General features: G+C 45.5%; 17 protein-coding genes. 2 read left to right on the top strand and 15 right to left on the bottom strand.

What is annotated here, in order from left to right; translation table 11 throughout:
- Positions 1 to 40: 40 nt before the first annotated feature.
- From ACFQ1T_RS09335 to ACFQ1T_RS09270, 14 genes are all read right to left on the bottom strand, one after another.
- Positions 41 to 1,435 carry a multicopper oxidase family protein gene (locus ACFQ1T_RS09335; RefSeq protein ID WP_194753422.1) on the bottom strand — a complete coding sequence of 465 codons (1,395 nt, stop codon included), beginning with the start codon at positions 1,433 to 1,435 and terminating at the stop codon, positions 41 to 43.
- Between the two features lies 1 nt (position 1,436).
- Positions 1,437 to 2,816: a TolC family protein gene (locus ACFQ1T_RS09330; RefSeq protein WP_194753906.1), complete on the bottom strand. Its 1,380-nt coding sequence runs from the start codon at positions 2,814 to 2,816 to the stop codon at positions 1,437 to 1,439.
- The gene (locus ACFQ1T_RS09325; protein ID WP_194753421.1) at positions 2,806 to 4,071 is read right to left on the bottom strand and encodes a DUF2231 domain-containing protein; all 1,266 of its coding nucleotides are present in this window, start codon (positions 4,069 to 4,071) and stop codon (positions 2,806 to 2,808) included. Before ACFQ1T_RS09325 ends, ACFQ1T_RS09330 begins: the two co-directional genes overlap by 11 nt.
- A gap of 86 nt (positions 4,072 to 4,157) precedes the next feature.
- Complete coding sequence (locus ACFQ1T_RS09320) at positions 4,158 to 4,571, bottom strand: hypothetical protein (protein WP_194753420.1); 414 nt, start codon at positions 4,569 to 4,571, stop codon at positions 4,158 to 4,160.
- 71 nt (positions 4,572 to 4,642) lie between these two features.
- The gene (cueR, locus tag ACFQ1T_RS09315; protein WP_194753419.1) at positions 4,643 to 5,047 is read right to left on the bottom strand and encodes a Cu(I)-responsive transcriptional regulator; all 405 of its coding nucleotides are present in this window, start codon (positions 5,045 to 5,047) and stop codon (positions 4,643 to 4,645) included.
- 61 nt (positions 5,048 to 5,108) lie between these two features.
- Positions 5,109 to 5,303, bottom strand: coding sequence for a heavy-metal-associated domain-containing protein (locus ACFQ1T_RS09310; RefSeq protein ID WP_194753904.1), 195 nt, complete (start codon positions 5,301 to 5,303; stop codon positions 5,109 to 5,111).
- Between the two features lie 86 nt (positions 5,304 to 5,389).
- Positions 5,390 to 7,876, bottom strand: coding sequence for a heavy metal translocating P-type ATPase (locus tag ACFQ1T_RS09305; protein ID WP_449288983.1), 2,487 nt, complete (start codon positions 7,874 to 7,876; stop codon positions 5,390 to 5,392).
- Between the two features lie 440 nt (positions 7,877 to 8,316).
- Positions 8,317 to 9,390, bottom strand: a complete 1,074-nt coding sequence (locus ACFQ1T_RS09300; protein ID WP_194741770.1) for a DMT family transporter — start codon at positions 9,388 to 9,390, stop codon at positions 8,317 to 8,319.
- 36 nt (positions 9,391 to 9,426) lie between these two features.
- Positions 9,427 to 9,855, bottom strand: a complete 429-nt coding sequence (gene flgB / locus ACFQ1T_RS09295) for a flagellar basal body rod protein FlgB (RefSeq protein ID WP_379075909.1) — start codon at positions 9,853 to 9,855, stop codon at positions 9,427 to 9,429.
- 67 nt (positions 9,856 to 9,922) lie between these two features.
- Positions 9,923 to 12,172 (bottom strand): heavy metal translocating P-type ATPase, encoded by a 2,250-nt coding sequence (locus tag ACFQ1T_RS09290; RefSeq protein WP_368667978.1) that lies wholly within the window; start codon positions 12,170 to 12,172, stop codon positions 9,923 to 9,925.
- Positions 12,173 to 12,270: 98 nt separating this feature from the next.
- Positions 12,271 to 15,360, bottom strand: a complete 3,090-nt coding sequence (locus ACFQ1T_RS09285; protein ID WP_194753417.1) for an efflux RND transporter permease subunit — start codon at positions 15,358 to 15,360, stop codon at positions 12,271 to 12,273.
- A gap of 9 nt (positions 15,361 to 15,369) precedes the next feature.
- Positions 15,370 to 16,551: an efflux RND transporter periplasmic adaptor subunit gene (locus ACFQ1T_RS09280; RefSeq protein WP_194741767.1), complete on the bottom strand. Its 1,182-nt coding sequence runs from the start codon at positions 16,549 to 16,551 to the stop codon at positions 15,370 to 15,372.
- A gap of 9 nt (positions 16,552 to 16,560) precedes the next feature.
- Positions 16,561 to 17,838, bottom strand: a complete 1,278-nt coding sequence (locus ACFQ1T_RS09275) for a TolC family protein (protein ID WP_368667977.1) — start codon at positions 17,836 to 17,838, stop codon at positions 16,561 to 16,563.
- A 66-nt stretch (positions 17,839 to 17,904) separates the two neighbouring features.
- Positions 17,905 to 18,270 carry a hypothetical protein gene (locus ACFQ1T_RS09270; protein ID WP_194753416.1) on the bottom strand — a complete coding sequence of 122 codons (366 nt, stop codon included), beginning with the start codon at positions 18,268 to 18,270 and terminating at the stop codon, positions 17,905 to 17,907.
- 263 nt (positions 18,271 to 18,533) lie between these two features.
- On the opposite strand from ACFQ1T_RS09270, the gene ACFQ1T_RS09265 reads away from it, so the two are divergent.
- Positions 18,534 to 20,222, top strand: coding sequence for a phosphoethanolamine transferase (locus ACFQ1T_RS09265; protein ID WP_194753415.1), 1,689 nt, complete (start codon positions 18,534 to 18,536; stop codon positions 20,220 to 20,222).
- A gap of 343 nt (positions 20,223 to 20,565) precedes the next feature.
- Here ACFQ1T_RS09265 and ACFQ1T_RS09260 read toward each other — a convergent pair whose 3' ends face one another.
- Positions 20,566 to 21,015, bottom strand: a complete 450-nt coding sequence (locus ACFQ1T_RS09260; protein ID WP_194741765.1) for a hypothetical protein — start codon at positions 21,013 to 21,015, stop codon at positions 20,566 to 20,568.
- A gap of 107 nt (positions 21,016 to 21,122) precedes the next feature.
- Between ACFQ1T_RS09260 and ACFQ1T_RS09255 the strand changes: the two genes are divergently transcribed.
- Positions 21,123 to 21,404, top strand: a complete 282-nt coding sequence (locus tag ACFQ1T_RS09255) for a helix-turn-helix domain-containing protein (protein WP_194741764.1) — start codon at positions 21,123 to 21,125, stop codon at positions 21,402 to 21,404.
- Positions 21,405 to 21,421: the final 17 nt, after the last annotated feature.

The raw sequence follows: 21,421 nt of genomic DNA, 5'->3' as shown, positions 1-21,421 counted from the left end.
CCGTTTTTGTTTTAGTTAAGGCCAGAGGCCGATCACTTCACTAATGACCAGAATGGTTAATCGGCTTCCTGACATTGACCTCCAACTCACCGTCAACGTGAGGCTTTTGACGTTCAATCTTAGTTAGATCCACTTCAACTATATGTGCTACCGTGCCGCTTGGATGTTTATAATCACCAGGATTTTTATAGTCATTTCGGGCAAGTCCGTCTCTCACTTTCACTGTCGTGAACATTCCACCCATCTCAAGTGATCCAAATTGTCCGTTGCCCATCATCATTGGCAATGTATTTTTAGGTAATGGCATATCCATCATCTCAGACATATCAGTCATTTCAGACATGCCCGTTTCACCCATAGGCATGTAGTCAGGGACGAGGTTGGTGATCTTTTTCATCAGATCACCCTGTTTCACACCTATCATGGTGGGGAAACTGTGCCCCATGGCATTCATGGTGTGATGGCTTTTGTGACAGTGAAATGCCCAATCGCCAGGCTCGTTTGCAACAAACTCAATGGCACGCATTTGACCAACGGCAACATCAGTCGTTACTTCTGGCCAACGTGCGGTTTTTGGCACCCAACCACCATCTGTCCCTGTGACTTCGAACTCATGCCCATGTAAATGGATGGGATGATTCGTCATGGTCAGGTTCCCTACGCGGATGCGTACACGATCATTTTTACGAACAACGAGAGGATCAATGCCTGGGAATGCGCGACTGTTCCAAGTCCATAAGTTGAAATCGAGCATGGTGTTCACTTTAGGGGTGAAGCTGCCAGGCTCGATGTCATAGGCATTAAGCAGAAATACAAAATCACGATCCACAGGCATAAACTTCGGGTTCTTGGGGTGAGTAATCCAACTGCCCATCATGCCCATAGCCATTTGCAGCATTTCATCCGCGTGAGGGTGATACATAAACGTGCCTGGTCGTTTGGCCTCGAACTCATAAACAAAGGTTTTGCCAGGCTCAATAGCCGGTTGCGTTAATCCACTGACACCATCCATACCATTAGGCAAGCGCTGACCATGCCAGTGAACACTGGTTTTCTCGGGCAAGCGGTTTGTCACAAAGATACGGACGCGATCACCTTCAACGACTTCAATGGTTGGGCCCGGGCTTTGACCATTGTAGCCCCAGAGATTTGCTTTCATACCCGGTGCAATCTCTCTTACGACAGGCTCCGCAACAAGGTGAAATTCTTTGACACCATTGTTCATCTTCCAGGGAAGGCTCCAGCCATTCAAAGTGACTACCGGCTGATATGGGCGTCCTGTATCTGGGTAAAGTGGCTCTTGTGTATTAGCCACCTCAGAGGTAATGATTTCCGGAATAGCAGCTAATGCAACCTTGCTGACCGCACTAACGGCAACGCCAGCCATGCCTAGTCCAGCATATTTAAAAAAGTTTCTTCTATCCATAGTTGTCATCTTATTGACCTTCCATCAAACGAGGACTGGCGACTAAAGTAGCTTGCAATTCAGCATCAGCTAACCAAAAGTCACGTAATGATTCGATATAGCCTTTGACGCTTTGCACTTGCGCCCTGGCATCGCCAAATAATTCAAATGGGCTTGTGAGCATGCCGTTATAGCGTAATTGATCTTCGTACAGTATGCGTTTGCGTAATGGCACAATCTCATCGCGAATGTGGCGTGTGACATCATGTTTGGTGCGATAGGTGTTATACCGCTCGCGTATCTCAGATTGCGCATTAGTCACCAACTGTGCAGTTTCCTGTACGGATTGCATATAAATGGACTCTGCTCGCGGCACCTTGGCCTGACCCCAGTCAAACAACGGGATCTCGAAAGCGATATCGATACCTTTCTTGTATGGCTCGCTTCTTCTGCCTTCCAATACTCTTGCCGGGCCTAACTCGATCACATTGATGAACCGCGTGGTTTTGGTCAGTCCTAGCTGCTTAGCCAAAGCATCCATTTCAGAGCGCTTAACCAGCAGGTCCAACCGTTGTTCGTAGGCGTTCTGTTCAAAGGCCTGTAACTCTGAAAGAGACTTAGGCAGGTCAGGTAATCGAGATTGGATTTTGAGTTGTGCAGCTTTCACACCTAATTGCCTGGCCAAAGCCTCATATGCCCTAACCTCAGCATTCTTCGCATTAGCATATTCGAGTGCGGCATCTGCATAGAAGCTTTGCTCACGTGACTGCTCCAAACGATTCCAGTTGCCAGTTTCATGCAGACGTTTAGCCAACACAGCACTGGCCTCTGCAGACTCTTTCACTTGTGCGCTATATCTCGCCAATTCAGTCGCGGCAACCGCATTGAAATAAGCTGTACGTGTCTGATAGGCAAGCTTCAGGACCTCAATAGCAGTAGAGGCTTGTGTCTGGGCAAAACGTCTTTTCTCAACCTCTACAGCTTTAGGCATCGTGATCAATGAGAAGACGTTGAACGTGAATGCCTGCTCAATCTTATACTCACCACCATTCCGTGCATAAAGCATAGAGAAGCGCGGATTAGGCAAGCGGCCTGCCTGGACAAGATCTGCTTCGGAGATTCCCAGCTCGTAGAATGAAGCCTGTAGTCCCTTGTTGTTATAAAGAGCGACCTGTACGGCACCTTCTACATCCAAAGGTTGTGCCAGCAATGCCTGTGTCTTGTCCTGCAGGGACTTTTTAGACTCCTCTGTCTTAGCCCATTCATACGCTTGCTTCAGGTGCGGTTGAGTTTGTTTTTGTACTTCATCCATGCCGCCATCTTTTGAGAAGGTCGCGCACCCACCTAATAACAAGCTTACGGCAACAAGAATGACACTGCGTGCTCTGAGATTTACAATATTAGTGCTCATGTGCACTCCCTTCAGATGATTCATGTTGATGATCTGAATGACTGTCTTGAGACGGTATTGCTGAGTCAATTGCTTCCCCATGATGGTGTCCCGCATGATGATGGCCACCAGATGCAGGTAAAGATAGAACACCAATGCCATGACGATAAACTACTTCACCACCCAGCCATGCCGTTGCCGCGACAGACAGGGATAAACCCGCCAGGCAAACTAATACAGGAATAGACATCGGGCTGTCCTGACGGGATTTCAACGAGTGCCAGATTGCAAGGAGCACCAATCCAACAGCAGTAGGGATTGCCCAGGCTCGATGCAACAACATGGCAGCATGGCCAGCGTCATCGTGATTCATGGTTGAGTTGAATGCCAGCCAACCAAAACCAACGGCAGCCACAGCACTTACACCGGCTAGCATCAATGCGTAATATCCTGCGGCGGCCAATGCCGTGGATGATGCAGATTGGCGGAACAGGCGGGCAGCAAGGCCTAAAATGAAAGCCACCATAGTCAATGCAATTGGGAAATGCACCACTGCCGGATGCAGGTTTGGAATAATTTGGAAGCCGGTGTGTTCTGAGGGCGCTACTGGTTTAGCAGCTTCTGAAGGCTCATGGATATGGCTTGAGTGATCTTCTTCCGCAAGTTCACCCACCGCATTTCCATGCTCATGGGGCGTTGATACAACCTCTTCACTATCACCTTCTGAATGATTCATATTTTGCATGGCGTGATGATCCATACCCGCATGGTTCATCATTGCATGGTCGTGTATGTGTCCCGACATTTCAGGGGAAGATGATTTGTGATCCATGCTCGCCATACTGCCGCCCATATCCTCAGCCTGACTATTCATGTCATGCATTTTGCTATGGTCCATTCCCGGCATGCTGTGATGGTCCATGCCTTTCATATTGCCGTGATCCATGGGGGGGATCTGAGACTTTGAGTCATGTGAAGCATGCGTATCGCCATGAGAGATACTATGTCCCATCGCTTCATGATTCATTGGTTGATCAGAGGAGTGCTGCATCCCCGACATTTGATGTCCTTGGTCTGCAATCGAAGAGTCTAGTGATGTCCAATCTGTTTGATTGTCACTATTTGTCGCCTTGTAATCTTCAAACGTGGACTGGTAAGGCGCGGAGCTTTCTTCCGCAAATGATGCGCTAATACCCAATGCTAATGTCATTGCAAGACACAATAAGTATTGATAGAGGGAGGCAAGCCTGACTCTCTTTAAGGTAGGAAATTTCATATAAACCTCTCATTTAGAATTCCCAACATCTATTGGAAACTCATTCTTTTGCTTGCCGCAAGCAGGCAAAAGCATAAGTGTAGTGGCTAAAGACCTGATAGGACTTTAGCCAATAACATACTAATGAGGGTAAAGCGCGGAGGTCGCTCAGGACCGGAGGATATGTGGCTAGTGAAATCTGGAACGATAAAACCGATGGCTGTACCTGCAACAATCAAATGATGCTTCAGCCCATCACTCGAAGTTGCAAAGGCGAAACCTGAGCAACAGACTGAACATTTGGAGCAATGGTTACAAGCGTGTTTAGTATCATCTTGATGTTTGTGAGCATGACTCTCCACAGCACCTTCGTGATGTTCATGGCTATGACCACTTACACCTTCATGACTGTGCTGGCTTTGTGGCTTCTCGCAATTCATCATGCTGACCGCTGCAATTCCCTGCACCGGTAGAATGATTGCGATGAGCCAAATAGCGAAGATTTGAATGAGCTTTCTCACGATGAGCTTATGATACCCCTAAATTAAAAATGATTCAGTGCCAAACTGAAATTTTCCTGTTATGAAATATCCTATGTTTGATTAAGCGCAAGTTGCTCCAAGATGGGGCACTCTGGGCGATCATCTCCATGACAGCAATGTACAAGCTTTTGTAGCTCTGACTTAATCGACATCAGGCTTTGAATCTTTTGGTCTAAGGCCTCAACATGGGCATTTGCCAATTCTTTCACTTTACTGCTTGGCCGATGCGGGTCTTGCCATAAGCTTAATAATTCCTCAATTTGCTTGATAGAAAAGCCTAAGTCGCGGGAGTGTCGAATAAAACTCAGCGTATGGATCTCTTTTTCAGAATATTGACGATATCCAGAAAAGGTTCTTGAAGCAGCAGGCAATAAACCAACGCTTTCATAATGTCGGATCATTTTGGTCGATATGCCTGACGCCTTAGCGGCTTGTCCAATGTTAAATAAACTCATCGTTCATACCCAAATGATAAACAAAAAAGCCTGCTGATCTAGCTCAGCAGGCAGAAGAGCGTTATTCACTCGCAGGTGGAAACCCTGCATCAACAAGCGCTGCAACGATCTCATCTTTTGCGACGCTGGTTTCAACCTTGACTGTCCTGGTTGGGGGATCCGTTGTAATGCTTGCTTCTGGATCGATTGCTTTGATTGCGCTTGTGACACCTCTTGCACATCCACCGCAGGTCATGTTTTCAATATGAAACTCCATCATCAACTCCTTAAAGAGTAATTGGTAGTGATACAAGCTTAAAGGTTCCAATAATGGTAAGGTCAAGCATTATTTAGCCATTAATTTTAACGGCTGTTTAATTCGACGAATGATGGCTTGAATGTGCGTAAGCGCAAGGCGTTACCTAAAACGAACACGCTCGACAAGGCCATTGCTGCTGCAGAAAATACTGGTGAAAGTAATAAACCCCAGGCAGGATAAAGCGCACCTGCAGCTACCGGAATCAAAACCGTGTTATAGGCAAATGCCCAGAACAGGTTTTGATGAATATTGCCTATTGTAGCTTTGGATAAAGCAATCGCATCTGGCACGCCTTGCAGATTGCCAGACATCAAGACGACATCTGCTGACTCTACAGCGATATCTGTACCGGTCCCGATTGCCAGGCCTACATCTGCTTCTGCCAAAGCGGGGGCATCATTGATGCCATCCCCTACAAAAGCGATCTGCCCGTAAGTCGCTTTCAAGCGGCGTACAGCGTTAACTTTTCCCTCTGGCATGACCTCAGCAATCACTTCATCAATGCCAAGCTGGCGGGCGATTGCGTGCGCGGTCTTGGCATTATCCCCAGTAATCATAGCCACTTTGAGACCTAACTGATGCAGTGCGGCAATCGCTCCCGGTGTCGAAGTTTTTATAGGGTCGGCGACTGCAATAATGCCAGCTAGCTGACCATTAATAGCGGCGTATAAGGGTGACTTACCTTCTTGACCTAATCGCTCAGCAGTTTGCGCAAAGACTTTCAAATCTAACCCCAGTTGTCGCATGAATCGATCAGCGCCCACTTCAACGAGACTCCCCTCCACAAGTGCCCTTACGCCCATGCCGGTCACAGACTCAAAGTCTGTTAAAGACGGTAGCGATTGTCCATTTTCAGTAGCAGCGGCCACAATAGCGCGGGCAATCGGATGCTCAGATTTAGATTCAACCGCCCCGACTTTTGCTAAAAGGCTGTCACGCTCAAAGCCCTCCGCAACGTCAAGGTCGGTCAGCACTGGCCGTCCCTCTGTTAGCGTACCGGTCTTGTCAACTGCAACGACCTTGGCATCCTTGAGTAACTGTAATGCTTCGCCTCTTCTAAACAATACGCCTAGCTCGGCACCTCGCCCCGTTCCAACCATGATTGAAGTTGGTGTGGCTAGCCCCATGGCACACGGACACGCAATGATCAACACGGAGACTGCATTTACTAGTGCGAAGGTCAACGCAGGAGATGGACCAAAGATCATCCAGCTGATAAATGTGAGCAATGCTGCGCCCATGACAGCAGGTACAAACCACATGGTCACTTTATCTACGAGCGCCTGTATTGGTAGTTTAGACCCTTGTGCCTGTTCCACCATACGTATGATTTGAGCCAGCATGGTTTGATTGCCAACTGCTGTGGCACGCATCTCCAACATCCCGTTCTGATTGACCGTACCACCTACTACGGAACTACCTAGAATTTTCTCAACAGGGATGGGTTCTCCAGTGATCATCGATTCATCAACGAAGCTTTTACCATTGGTGACGACCCCGTCTACCGGCACTCTTTCACCAGGTCGTACTTCGAGTACATCATTAAGGACCACTTCATTGATCGGAACATCCCAAAAGCGATGATTACGCATGACATGCGCTTCTTTGACCTGCATTTTTGCTAGGCGCTTGATTGCTTCGGAAGTACGCCCCTTGGCACGTGCCTCCAAAAAACGGCCAAGTAATATCAAAACGACGATGACTGCAGCCGCCTCATAATAGACATTGACAGTTCCTTCCGGTAACAGTCCGGAGGCGAAGGTCGCGACGATGGAATATCCAAAGGCCGCAGCAGTACCTACCGCGACGAGTGAGTTCATGTCAGGGGCAAGCCTAAGTAGCGCAGGAAAGCCTTTCTGGTAAAAGCGTCTACCAGGGAAAGCCAGTACCAGAGCAGTCAACACAAACTGCATGTACCAACTAGGTTTCATGCCGATAGTGTCCATAATTAACTCGTGCACACCTGGTATCAAATGCGCACCCATTTCCATGAGAAATACTGGTAACGACAGTGCTGCTGCCAGTATGAGGTCTCGCTTCAATTTGAGCAGTTCAACTTCTTTTTGACTCTCGGCTACACCTTGTAAGGAGGATAGAGAGTCAATGATCTTAGCTTCGTAACCAATACGCTCAATCGCGGAAATCAATTCTGCGGGGCCGACAGAACCAATAATTGATGCACGCTCAGTGGCCAAGTTAACTGTTGCTTCAAAAACTCCCGGTACAGATCTGAGGGCTTTCTCAACACGACCAACACATGACGCACAGGTCATGCCAATCACATTGAGTTCTATCTTGGATGTTGGAACTTCATAACCAGTTTTATGAACAGCTTCGATCAAGGCAGTGGGATCAACACCTTCGGTAGCTTGAATCGTCGCTCGCTCGGTTGTGAGGTTAACTGAGACATTTTTTACCCCAGGAACTTTTGTTAAGGCGGCTTCAACACGCCCCACGCAACTGGCACATGTCATCCCTTCGATGGGTAGGGAGATATTTTGAATGGCATCACTTAAAGTCTTTTTAGGCATGCTCATAATCCGAAACTTGTATTAGATATAAATCAGTCTAAAGCTTCCAACAATTGGAAGGTCAACTGATTTTATTCTAAATTAAAGAATCAGGTCAGTTTAGGCTTTAAGCTAGATCAAACAACGCCTCCGTTGTGGGCCGCATGGTGACAAGAAGTGCACAATGGAATGAGATCTCCTATTTGAAAAATTATAATCTTAGCCAAGGCAGGCAGCTAAAAATGAAAAAACTAGCGTTCGCTGGCTTTCCCCCAAAGGTCAGAGTGGTCAAGCCACTATATACTATGGGTCAGTTGTTATCAGAAAAATATTGGGTTTACTTCGTTCAGTCAAGTTGGCTTGAAATTGAATATCATAATCGCCTATTAAAGCGGTGAAGTCCAATATTTGGATTGAGTTCAGGGTAGCATTTCACATTATCGTACTATTTGATCTAGAAATTAGTGCTTATGTTGATGATGCATATCTGGAAAATGCGGGTGACTATGACTTAAGTTCTTATGCTCATGTGGGTGCACATGTGGTTCGCCTCCATCCCAATCGAACTCATGAGTGTGATGATGGTGTTCATCGTGAAAATGACTATGTTGATGTAGTAATTCTTCGTGATGATGCAGATGAGCATGATGCTCGGTTAAATGGAGCCAAACTCCAATCAGCATTAAACAGGTAGCCAACCAGAACAAGGTATCAGGTTGCTCATGAAGCAATAGAAAAGAGCAAGCTACACCAACAAATGGAGCAACAGAAAAATATGCTCCTGTTCTGGCAGTGCCAATGAGCCGCAAAGACATAACAAATAATACGAGACTAACCCCATAGCTGAGAAAGCCTATCGCGGCGGCACTCATACCTACGGTAAAGACAGGTAAAGCATTACCAAGGCTTAATGCAATTCCCAGATTAATCAAACCAGCCACTAACCCTTTGATACAAGCAATTAGAAGGGCATCATTTGCTGCAATCTTCCTGGTAAGGTTATTATCAATCGCCCAGCAAGCGCAGGCACCCACGATGGCCAAGGTGTCAAATGGAAAAGCTGAACTGAGCTGTTTAGGCCATGATAACAATAGGCTGCCCACCAAAATGCAAGTCATCCCAATCAAAATTCGCCGATCAAAGTGCTCCTTGAATATGAGCCAGGCCATCAGCGCAGTGAAAACACTTTCCAGATTAAGTAATAGTGACGCCATAGAGGCGGGTGTAGCGCGCAAACCCTGCATAAGCAACAAAGGTGCAAGTACGCCACCAAATAAAATACCCCCTGATAGCCAGGATAGATCTGATGCCTGTATAGAGAGGTGTTCACTATTATTTTGTTTAAACAAGCGAATTAGCGCATATAGGAGTAATAGGCCAATCCCACTCCCTGAATACAATAATCCAGCCAACATTTGTGGTGAAACATCACCAATTAGAAGCTTGGCGACAGGCGTCGCCAAACCAAATAAAATGGCAGCTAGTATGGCAAATATTGCTTCCGGATGTATTTTGAGAGAGGGCACATTAGCCATTTATGTTATCCCTTTATCTTATGGTTAGCGGCAAACTTACGAGCCATTGCCATTAATTGCAGCCATCACTTCTTTAAGTTTGTCCGTCACAAAAGTTAACCCGGCTTCATAGCGAATTCCATTGTCCACATAGGCATTTCGTTCAACATCCATGTCTACCGTATTACCATCTACAGAGCCTTGTACTAAAGAACGGTATAGGGTATCTCCCGAATTGGTTTTCACCGCGTTTAAATGTGATTCATTAGTCTGCTGCAACAGGCCTGCATGTTGGCCTATTGGATTTTTACCTGACATTTGCTGCATCGCAGATTGCATTGCCGCTTTAAAATCTATGTCTTTCGCTTTATATTGTGGTGTATCGGCATTTGCAATGTTAGAAGCAAGTAACTCTTGGCGCTGACTACGTATCCGTAAAGCAGCCTGCTGCAAATTCAATTCTTCATCCAACTTTTTGAGCAACATCTTTTCTCTCCCTAAAATGCTTCGACAAATGATTAGCTGTGAATATCATTAGCAATTATTTCCGAAATCAGCTTTTTGACTTAGGTTTGAAAGTAATCAGTCGCAAGCCATTAAACACCACTATCAAACTTGCTCCCATATCCGCAAATACGGCCATCCACATGGATGCATTTTCAAATAAAGCTAAAAACAAAAATACAAACTTGATGCCTAAGGCGAGTACGATGTTCTGCCAAAGAATGGCGTGCGTTTGTTTTGAGAGTCGAATAGTTTCAGGTAGCCTACGTAAATCATCATTCATAACTAAAATATCCGCTGCTTCCATCGCGGTGTGCGTGCCAGCAGCGCCCATTGCAAAACCGATGTCTGCCCTTGCTAAAGATGGGGCGTCATTGATTCCATCACCGGTCATGGCGGTCACACCGAATTGTTTCTGAAGAGATTCAATTTCCTTCAATTTATCTTCTGGTAAAAGATTACCTTTTACCTCAGTAATACCCGCCTGGACACCGACCGTTTTTGCTGTGGCCGCATTATCCCCGGTCAACATAATTGGCGTGACACCAAGTAATATTAGTTCTGAAACTGCTGCTTTGGAGGAGGCTTTGATCGTATCGGCAACCGCACAAACTGCCAGCACCTTTTCGGTAGTAGCTAACAAACTGACTGTACGACCAGTGTTTTCCAATATTGATAATTGAGCTTCAATTTCTGGAGTGCAGAGTTCAAGCTCTTCAATCCATCGATGATTACCCAGGAAGTAAGTAGTATCTGCTATTCGGCCTTGGACGCCGCGTCCTGCAATAGCTTTGAAGTTTTTTACCTCCTTTGCCTGCGCAGATAAACCTTCTGCAATCGCTTTGGAGACCGGATGGTCAGACCTGCTTGCCAAGCTTTTTGCAATGCCCTTCAATTCGGCTGAGTCAGCCTGCAAATCGAATACTTCGAAATTAGATAACTTAGGCTTCCCTTCGGTAATTGTGCCGGTCTTGTCCAGTGCGACTGCTTTGATCTTGCGTGCCTCTTCAAGATACACGCCACCTTTGATGAGTATTCCTCTCCTCGCTGCCGCAGCAAGACCACTCACTACAGTCACTGGGGTGGATATCACTAATGCACATGGGCAAGCGATCACCAGTAAGACCAAGGCTTTGTAGATTGACTTCATCCATGTCCATTCCAGCAAGAATGGCATCCAGAGGGCTACGATGAGTGCAAGCACAAAGACCGCCGGGGTATAGAATGCCGCGAATGCATCTACAAATCTTTGTGTAGGTGCACGGGCCCCTTGGGCTTCCTCGACCGCATTGATGATTCTGGAGATTGTGCTATTCGAAGCAAGTGAAGTGATTCGAATCTCTAGTTCTGCGGCCTGGTTGATTGTCCCTGCAAATACCTCGTCATTGGGAGATTTATCAACCGGTAAGCTTTCACCAGTAACAGGCGACTGATCTATTGCACTTTGACCAGAGATAACGATGCCATCCAGTGGAATACGCTCCCCCGGTCGAATGCGTACCTTTGCATCGATAGGGATGTCTTTGACTAATTCACGCTTCCAAGCCCCATCCGGTTGCAAAACTTCGGCATCCTCTGGCGTTAATTCCATCAAACTCTTAATCGCATTCCTGGCTCTATCCACGGCCTTGGCTTCAATTGCTTCTGCAATGGCATATAGCGCCATGACCATTGCGGCCTCTGGCCATTGACCAATGAGGAAGGCGCCTGTGACAGCAACTGTCATTAATGCATTGATGTTTAAGCGGCCATCACCGAAGGCTTTTAGGCCTTTTACGTAGACATCCAGTCCAGCGAGTATGATGGATATGCTGGCTAAAGCCATTCCAAGATATTTAATTTCTTGAATATCCGGATATGCAAACTCAAGGACTTCAGCAATCACAGCCAAGATTAGACCGCTGATTGGCCTGCCCCATGTATTCCAGAATCCTTTTGATAGCTCTGAACCGCTTTCAAAACTCTCTGCATCAGAAATTAACTCTGAATTGAAACCTGCCTTTTTGATTGCCTCGACGGCAAGTTGGATGCTGTCAGCGTCGGCATTAATGATTAACTCCCGCGCCCCCAGATTAAATCTTAAGCTTTTAATTCCATCAATCTTAGCGAGTGCACGCCTGATTTCAGACTCCTCTGAGGCACAGTCCATGGAAGGTATACGAAATCTTGCGGCATTATCGTCTGCAGAAACTGAGTGGAGTGATGAGTCCTCTGAGATTCCAGCTACCTTTGTTGATCCTTTATCCATGCAGTCCGGGCACGGCACATTTTCATTTTTATGATTTTTAGAACTATTCACGATGTTCTCCTAGATGGAATCATGAAACATGTGTTTAAGATTACCAGGCTGCCCAAACGGCAACCTGGCACAAGCGATTGATTAACCAAAACTCCAAATCAATTGGTGATTTTGGCTTCGTTGAGCTCCCTTCTTGTTTCCATCCAGTCGTATGCAACTGGCAGGAAAACCAGAGTTAATGCAGTGGCTGTTAACAGACCTCCGATGACTACAACAGCAAGTGGTCTGAGGATTTCTGAGCCCACACCGGTTGCCAGTAGGAATGGAATTAGACCGAAAATCTCAACCATCGCTGTCATCATCACCGGCCTTAGTCGGAGGGTTGTACCTTCCAGTACAGCTTCATCTACGGTTTTACCTTCTTCACGCAACCCGTTGATAAACTCCACCAAAACAATACCGTTCAGCATGGCAACCCCGAATACGGCGATGAATCCAATCGCCGCAGGCACTGAAAGGTACTGCCCGGCAATCGCCAGCGAGAAAATTCCGCCGATAGCTGCAAAAGGTACGTTGGCAATAATCAGCCCGGCATAACGGAGTGAATGGAAGGCTGTATATAGCAGCACGAATATCAAGCCAATCGTGAGCGGCACAATAATTGCCAGCTTAGTCATGGCTCTTTGCTGGTTCTCAAATGCACCGCCCCATTGAATCCAGTATCCACTTGGCAGTTTTACTTGCTGTTCGATCGCGACCTGGGCTTCTTTAACGAAACCATCAATATCACGCCCTTGAACATCCATTTGGATGACGGCGTAACGTTGCAATTGCTCACGCCTGACGAATGAGTAGCCTTCCTCCACATCGACACTTGCTACTTGCGACAGCGGAATCAATGCACCTTGAGCTGTAGAGATAGGAATATCGTTAATCGCTCTGATATCGCTGCGATACTCAGGCTGCAGCCATACTTGTATGGCAAATCGTTTAACACCATCAATCAAGGTAGAGACTGGCTTGCCACCAATCCCGGATTGCACGACCTGGAGTACGTCATCAGCATTGATGCCATAACGAGCAATGGCCTCACGATCAACATTAATAATGAGTTGAGGTTTGCCTATATTGGCCTCCAAAGCCAAATCAGTGACGCCGTTAACCTTGGAGACCACTGCTCTTACTTGGTTAGCGATGCGATCAATGGTTGCAAGATCTTCGCCATAGACTTTAGCTGATAATGTCGCCCTTACCCCTGAAATCAGCTCTTCTACACGCGACTGGATAGGTTGTGATGCTGAAATGACAGCTTCAGGTACATCTTTCTCAACTTGCTCCTGGAGCTGCTGTGCGAGATCGCCATAAGTGATTTGTTCTGGCCATGCGTCTACAGGTTTTAAATGCACCAGAATTTCCATGTAGTTCACATCAGCGGTTTCACCTTTCTCGGCACGCCCAATCATCGCCAGGCTGCTTTGCACCTGAGGCATTTTCTTCAGGCTTTTGGCCACACGGTCAGAGACCGAAATAGACTGCTCAAGCGATGTGGAAGGAATACCTGTCACTCTAAAAAGGATGTCTTGCTCCTGTAGGTTAGGCATAAACTCTTTACCCAAGAATGGAAACATCGCTAACGCGGCTATGAAGGCAATACCAGTTGAGCCGACGACTAATTTTTTATGTGACAAACACCACTTTAACAGTGAGACATACTTCGGCTTTATCAAGCGTATCAGCCAAGGGTCTCTCTCCTCTTTTGGTTTCAATGCCAGAGAGCACAACACCGGGATCAGTGTAAGCGTCAGAATCATTGAGCCAATCATGGCGAAAGTCATATTGATGGCGAGCGGCTTAAACAGCTTCCCTTCCAAGCCAGTCAAGGAAAATATAGGCAGGAAAACAACGGTAATGATCAGTACACCGAAAGTGATGGGATTGATCACCTCACGTGAAGCATCCAGTACGATTCTGGATCTATCCACCTTCTGACCAGCGAAGTGCGCCAGGCGCCTGAAGCAATTCTCAACAAGTACTAACGGCCCATCAATGGTCATACCCAAGCCAATGATGAGGCCGCCTAATGACATCAAATTTGCTGAGATGCCATATTTCTCCATAAAGATAAAAGCAATCAGACGACCCATAGGAATGGCGACAACCACGACCAGAGCGGAGCGGACTTCGCCAAGCAGCATGAATAACACGGCAATCACTAGTAATGCGCCTTCAATCATGGCACGGTCTGCCATACGAATGGCTTTGTCGATAATCGCGGTGCGATCATAAACCGTTTCCAGCGTCACGCCTTTAGGCAAGGTGGCCTTAACCAGATTCAGCTTCTCTTTAGCGGCGTCAACAACTTGTTGAGCATTCTCACCAATCCTGGCAAGCACCATTCCCATCACGACCTCTTTGCCATCTTGCGTGACAGCACCGAAACGAGGGCCTGCGCCTTCAACGACTTTGGCAATATTTTCTACATAGACTGGGGTCCCTTGATTTTCAGAGACAACAATACGCTGAATGTCACGGCTATTCTTCACGAGCCCTAAACCTCGAACCAAGAACTGCTCTTGGCCTATGTTGACATACTGTCCTCCGACTTGATGGTTATTAGCGACTAAGCGCTCAATGACTTCAGAAAATGTCAGGCCATATTTGAATAGCTTTTGCGGATCAATTTGCACCTGAAATTGCTTTTCATTACCACCCCAGGAAGTGATGTCATCTACGCCAGGGACGGTCCGCATCACCATACGCACATTCCAGTCATGCAATGTGCGCAGATCCATGGTGGATTGCTTGTCAGACTTCAAGGTGTACCAAAGTACCTGGCCTAGCCCAGAAGTGTTAGGTCCTAGCGTTGGTTCGCCATATCCTGCCGGCATTCTGGAGCGGGCGTCAGCAAGTTTCTCACCCACCAAGAAACGTGCCTGTTGGATATCTGTGGTGTCAGAAAAATACACACTGACATACGACAATCCAAACAATGACACTGAACGAATTTCCTCAATGCCTTTGAGGCCTGCCAGTGAACTCTCTACCGGGAAGGTAATGAGTTTTTCAACATCTTCAGAAGCAAGACCGGGAGATTCTGTATATACGTTTACCTGTACAGGGGTCACATCCGGGAAAGCATCTAAAGGGACTTCCTGCCATGCCTTTGCACCGAAAAAAACCACGACCACAAATGCCAGAATGACCAGCAGCTTGTATTTAAGAGCAGCATCTAATATCCAATTCAACATGCTGTTCTCCTAGTGCTCATCACTGATTTGTGATTTGAGTTGCCGAGCTTTAAGTGCGTATACACCGGTCTGAACGATACTTTCATCCTCAGTCAGCCCTGTCTTAATTTCGACGTACTCGTTATATCGAGCACCAAGTTCGACCGCCCTTGCTTTGAAACCACCTTCCACGCTAACGTAAACATTGGGTATGCCCTGGACCATCACAACGGAAGTATTAGGCGCGACCAGAACTTCCTTGGTACCAGAATGATTCAGAACAACTTTGGCGAACATATCAATGCGGAGTTTTTGATCTGCATTTGGGAGCTCGATACGTGCCTTCACCGTACGCGTGGTTTTGTCTACGACACTGGATAGATAACTTACTTTACCGGTAAAGACCTCATCAGGATAAGCGGTCACGGTTACACTCGCTGTTTTGCCAACCTCAAGATATTGCAAGTCTCGCTCGGGGACATCAGCATCAATCCAGACAGTGGACATATCGGCAATCGTGAAGATAGTATCTGCTGGATTAGCCAACTCACCAATGACCGCATTTTTCTCAATCACAATGCCGTTGAATGGTGCTTTCAAGACGTAAGTAGAACCACTCGGCTGCCCCAGCCCGCCATACATTCTCAATCTTTCGGAATCTGCATAAAGTGCCGATTTAGCTCGCTCCAATGCTGACTGTGATTCGATAAATTGCTTTTGTGGAACAACCTTATCCTCATACAGCTTGGATATACGGTCGAAGTTTGCTTGGGCGAGCGCTAGATCAGTTTTAGAGCTTCTGAATTGGGCACGCGCTTCACCCATCTGGATACTGTCAATTTCAGCCAGAGTCTGGCCTGTTTTGACATGATCCCCAAGATTGGCAATGACTTTAGACAGCTTGCCTTCAATACGGGGCGTCACGTGCGCCAGCTTGTTCTGATTGGCCAGAATATTAGCCGTAAAACTGAGTTGATCCTGTATGGGTTGTTTGGTGACTTTAGCAATAGTGACACCGCTTTGCTGAATCTCTGAGTTGCTCAGTTTGATTAAGTCTTCGTCAGTCTTGGCCTCTGTGGCAACTGTTGAAGGTTCTGTTTTTGCTCCTTCAGCTTGGTTGCTTTTCGAGCTGCACCCGCTTAAAAGTATAAAGAAAATGATGACTGAGCATGCCAGCGCTACGACGTATAAATTTTTGAAGAACTTTAGCATTTTTATTTCCTAGTTTTGATTGGCCGCAGCGATAGGGGATAACCAGCCAGAGATATATTCCAGTTCAATCTGCACAAGACGAAGCTCCCTCTGAGCGTCAATAATGTCCCGCTGTGCATCAACAACTTGTCTTTGAACAATTAACAACTGAGGCAGACCAATTTCACCGTTTTCAAACGCTAATTTAGATAGATTCAGATTCTCTTCGAGCTTTGGATATACCTCGCTATCCAAACGTCTGACACGGTCTTTGATGTTTTCACGCCGCAGCCATGCCGCCTCTACAGTCGCTTTTGCATTACGAGTGCCAGAGGCACGATTGATTTCAGATTGAGTGAGTTCAGCCGACGCCCGACCAATACCTGCTGCATTTCGGCGGAAAATAGGCAAAGGCATAGATACACCAATGGAAGAGATATTGTCGCTACCTGCCAGGCTGGCCTCGGTCGTATTGATCAGACTGACTGTTAAGTCTGGGTAACGCATGCTCTTTTGCAGTTCTAAACGAGAACGTGCAGAAGCCTCTTTACTGGTAAGTGCCTGGATGCCTGGCCGTGTATCTAGCTTATTGAAAAGATCTTGCAGCGTATATTGCGTTTGATTTGGCGTTAACTCGCCCATGACTTCAGGAAAGTCATTTGCATTAAGCTGTAGTGTTGCAGCCAGTTGAGTTCTGGCACGCAATAGTTGCTCATTGAGGGAGATTAGCTGATTTCTTGCACGTTCTGCGTCCACGATGGCCAGATTGCCATCAAGCAAACTATCCTCGCCGGCACTAACTCGCTTACGTGAGAGTGAGGTGTTCTGCTCGATGAGTTTGAGAATGCGCTTTTCAACGTCTATACGCTTTTGTACGGCAAGCACGTTAATGAACTGCTCTTCTAATTGTGCATGCAAGAGCCGGTACTCTTCAGCGATATCCTGACTAATGGCCGTTTTGCTTTCTTCGGCCGCTTGTCTACGGAAGCCTTGTTGGCCTGCAATCTCAAAGGTTTGTGAAACACCAATACCATACTCGCCGCGATATGGGTCTGAACCACCTGTTTGCGCAATTCGGCGCGTTCTGGCTTCCAAACTCAGTGTTGGGTTGTAATAAAGTGGACCGGATGCGTCCTGGAATTCGCCGGCAGGAATACTCTGGTTGGCGATCAAGCGCTTCAGATCTGGGTTGTTCTGGGCAGCGATATTCCAAGCTGCGTCCAGTGTTAATGGTTCAGCCTGTATAGATGGGGCTGACAAGAAAGCTATTGAAACCAATAGCCATCTTCTAAAAGATGATTCAAACACGGTAAGACCTCTCTCGTTAGATCAATGATCAAGACGCCGAATAAATCGGCATCTTAGAAAAATTGATTAAGCGAGCGCAGGAGGTCGGTAGAGACTTTTCAGAACAGGATTGGTGAATTGATCTTTAGATTCGATTTTGAAAATCGTTGTATCTAATTCTGGTAGTGAATTAATAATTTCACTGGTTTCAATGGCCGTCATATGTGCAGAGATATGGCAAGCATGATTACAGAACTGCTCCGGCATTGGCACATTCTCATTATCCGAAATGGAATTAACATGCGACTTATTAATCAAGTGCACATCTTGCATCACGGCTTGAGACGTCGTTGCATCATCAAACAAAACTTCTGGCGAAAAAGCCCACACTGATGAACTCATCACTGAGATCAGCGCAAGAAAAACCATAAACTTTCTGAAAATTTGATACATGCTTTTTTAAATCTAACAATAACTTATTGATTAGTCAATTTTTTCAGTGTAACCAAATGTACGAGAATCCAATTGAGGGGTAATGCGTGGAGTCTCTACCTCAATGATGTTAAATCTGCAGAGTTTGCAGTCTCAGGATCGTCCTTCTGCAAAAAATGCATAATATGCAATATAAAAAATGGAATAAATACTTAAAATCAATGGGTTAAAAAATGGCATCCGAATTGCTTATTGGGAACGATAATCATTAGAAGATACATACAATGCTCATAAGTACTTTCAAAACAGGGATTGGAAAATACTTTTCTGTACCAGAAACACAAACCAGGTGGATATTTGCGATTTCATTATTCATCATGGTCACTGGCAACCTTTCCTTTTGTCAAAACCTGCTGAAAACTTATCCGTTAAGTTTCCATAACCTACCATTCTTAGTTTCTCTGGTAATTTTCTTCTTTGCTACAATCGCTATCGTCTTTCAGATTCTAAGCATAGGCAGACCAGCAAGATGGGTTTTAGCCGCATTGATCATCGTCGCTTCCACTAACGCTTACTTTATGGATAGCTTTGGTGTGGTTATTGATCACACAATGATGGATAACGTAGCGCAAACTGACCTCAAAGAAATGCAGGGATTGCTCAGCTTCGAGCTATTGTTCAGATTCGTTGCGCTTGGCTTGATTCCAGCCTACTTGGTCATAAAGTTCTTTCCAAAGAGTGCATCACTCAAACAAGAACTTAAAGGTAGACTAAAAGCGATTTCCGCACTTGGATTAACAGCCATCATGGTTGTTTTACCATTCACTGCTGGTTACGCGTCATTCATTAGAGAGCATAAAATTGTCAGATTTTATGCAAACCCGACTTACTCAATTTACTCTGCCTACAACTACTTGAGTCAAGAAGCCAAGGTCTATGAGGCACGCAATACAGTGCTCAAAACCATTGCTGGAGACGCAGTAAAGACTACCTCTACCAGTAATAAACATAAGCTGATTATTATGGTGGTTGGCGAAACAGCTCGGTTTGACAGGTTCTCGCTGAATGGTTATCAACGTATTACCAATCCCAACCTCGCAAACGCCAATGTGATCAGTTTTGATAACGTTTCCTCTTGCGGGACTTCTACAAGTGTTTCAGTGCCGTGTATGTTTTCTTCTCTTGGTAAGAAGAATTACGATAAACAGGCAGCATTAAATCAAGAGAATGTCATTGATGTGCTCGCCAGAAATGGCATTGACGTTTTGTGGAGAGACAACAACTCAGACTCCAAAGGCGTTGCTTTGAGAGTTAAATACCAAAACTTCCAGTCAACCACATTGAATCCAATTTGCGATCCAGAATGTCGGGACGTTGGCATGTTGGACGGTCTTGATAAGCACATCCAATCCAAAGGCGATAAAGACGTCCTCATCGTATTGCATCAAATGGGCAATCATGGTCCAGAATACTTCAGGAGATACCCAGCTAGCTTTGAAAAATTTAGCCCGGTTTGTAAATCCAAAGAGCTTAAAGACTGTACGAAACAAGAGATAGACAACTCCTACGACAATGCAATTCTTTATACGGATTATTTCTTGTCAGAGGTTATCAAATTCTTGAAACCCTATGAAGAAAATTATGATGTTGGAATGTTGTATATCGCAGACCATGGAGAGTCTCTTGGTGAATATGGAATGTATCTGCACGCGGCTCCAGTGATGATTGCGCCAAAAGAGCAAACCAGAGTGCCATTGATAGTTTGGACAGGAAACTCATCTGCTTTCCCGGAAAGTCACTTAAGGCAACATAAAAGCTTGGCGCTAAGCCATGATGATGTATTTTGCTCTTTGTTGGTGGCGTATGACTTCCGTTCAAGTATGTGTACGCCGTACGTGGAAGCAGCTAGACATCTGCATGACTCATTAGACCATGATGCAATTGCAGTAGATGATAAGGGCGCTTCAAGCTAAAAACAGTTTGAGTTATTGGTCCCAGTTAATTAGGGCCAACACCCACTCCATTCAAGTTTGGTTTGCCGTTTTCCTAAACAGTAACCTCAATTTTCTCGCGGAAAACGAAGTGCCAAACAATCCAGCTGATGTGTATGGTGTGTAACCAAGGTTGAGGCTTAATATTAAAGAGTGTCAGATTTACTAATTGAACCCAAAGATGGCTTTGAGAAGTTGCCAGCAAAAGGTAGATCTACATGCACCTTGCCCCATGAGCATACGAATACTGTTTATATCGGGCTAGGATATAATAGAACGGCCACGTAGTTCTTTTCAAGCATTTTATAAGTTTGCTTATTCTCTTCTAATAGAACACTTCAAGCACACCAAAAAATGCTCCCCAGTTATCTCGATGAGCCACACTGCAAATATGCAAAAGGAAATCTAATTTTGGCTCTCCTATTAGATAACTCTCTATAAGATAATACGATCCTGATGCCGTCAGAACTGCATTATTTTGCTTATCGAAATACTTTATCGGAGAGGTATGATAAGCATTTTTACCTTCATCATTTTGAATAAATCCTACTAAAAAAACGTGTTCAATTGGATGTGCCGATATCACTCGTTTGTAAAAAAAGGCATCTTGGATAACGCCATTAATACAGGTAAATTTCAGATTTGAGTTTAAGTGTACCAAATCATTTAGTGACACTCTCTCCAATTTAAGCTGATCTCGATTTCTTCTGATTACGTCATCTAAACTCTTAGGGATTAAATCAATTCCAAAACTCTCTTCATTCAAATTCGTCATCTTCATACCTCGAAAATTTATTTTATTTGTTGACACTATATATAGTGTAATGCTACTTTTGAGAAACTCGCAATATCCTATACTCCCAGCATCAGCCTGGAGTACATATGGATACCAAAATTGCGTTCGGAATTACTTTGAAGGGATTTAGAAAGTCAAACGGGATTACACATAGAGACTTTGGTACTAGTCGTACATATATAGGTTCTATTGAGAAAGGTCATGTTTCTCCAACTTTAGAGAAAATTGATGATATAGCCAAAGTTGTAGGTGTCCATCCTATCAGTTTGATTGTCCAGACTTATCTAAACATGGATGTGAATCATTCGTTTGAATATCTGATTTCCATAGTTAAAGAGGACCTAGCTAAATACCATTCAGATCTATGACTTACTATTTGGATAGC

Origin of the sequence: Methylophilus glucosoxydans (assembly GCF_042676145.1) — a bacterium.
Lineage (GTDB): Bacteria > Pseudomonadota > Gammaproteobacteria > Burkholderiales > Methylophilaceae > Methylophilus > Methylophilus glucosoxydans.
The sequence above is the reverse complement of the archived record's forward strand: the minus strand, read 5'-3'. Positions and strand labels throughout refer to the sequence as shown.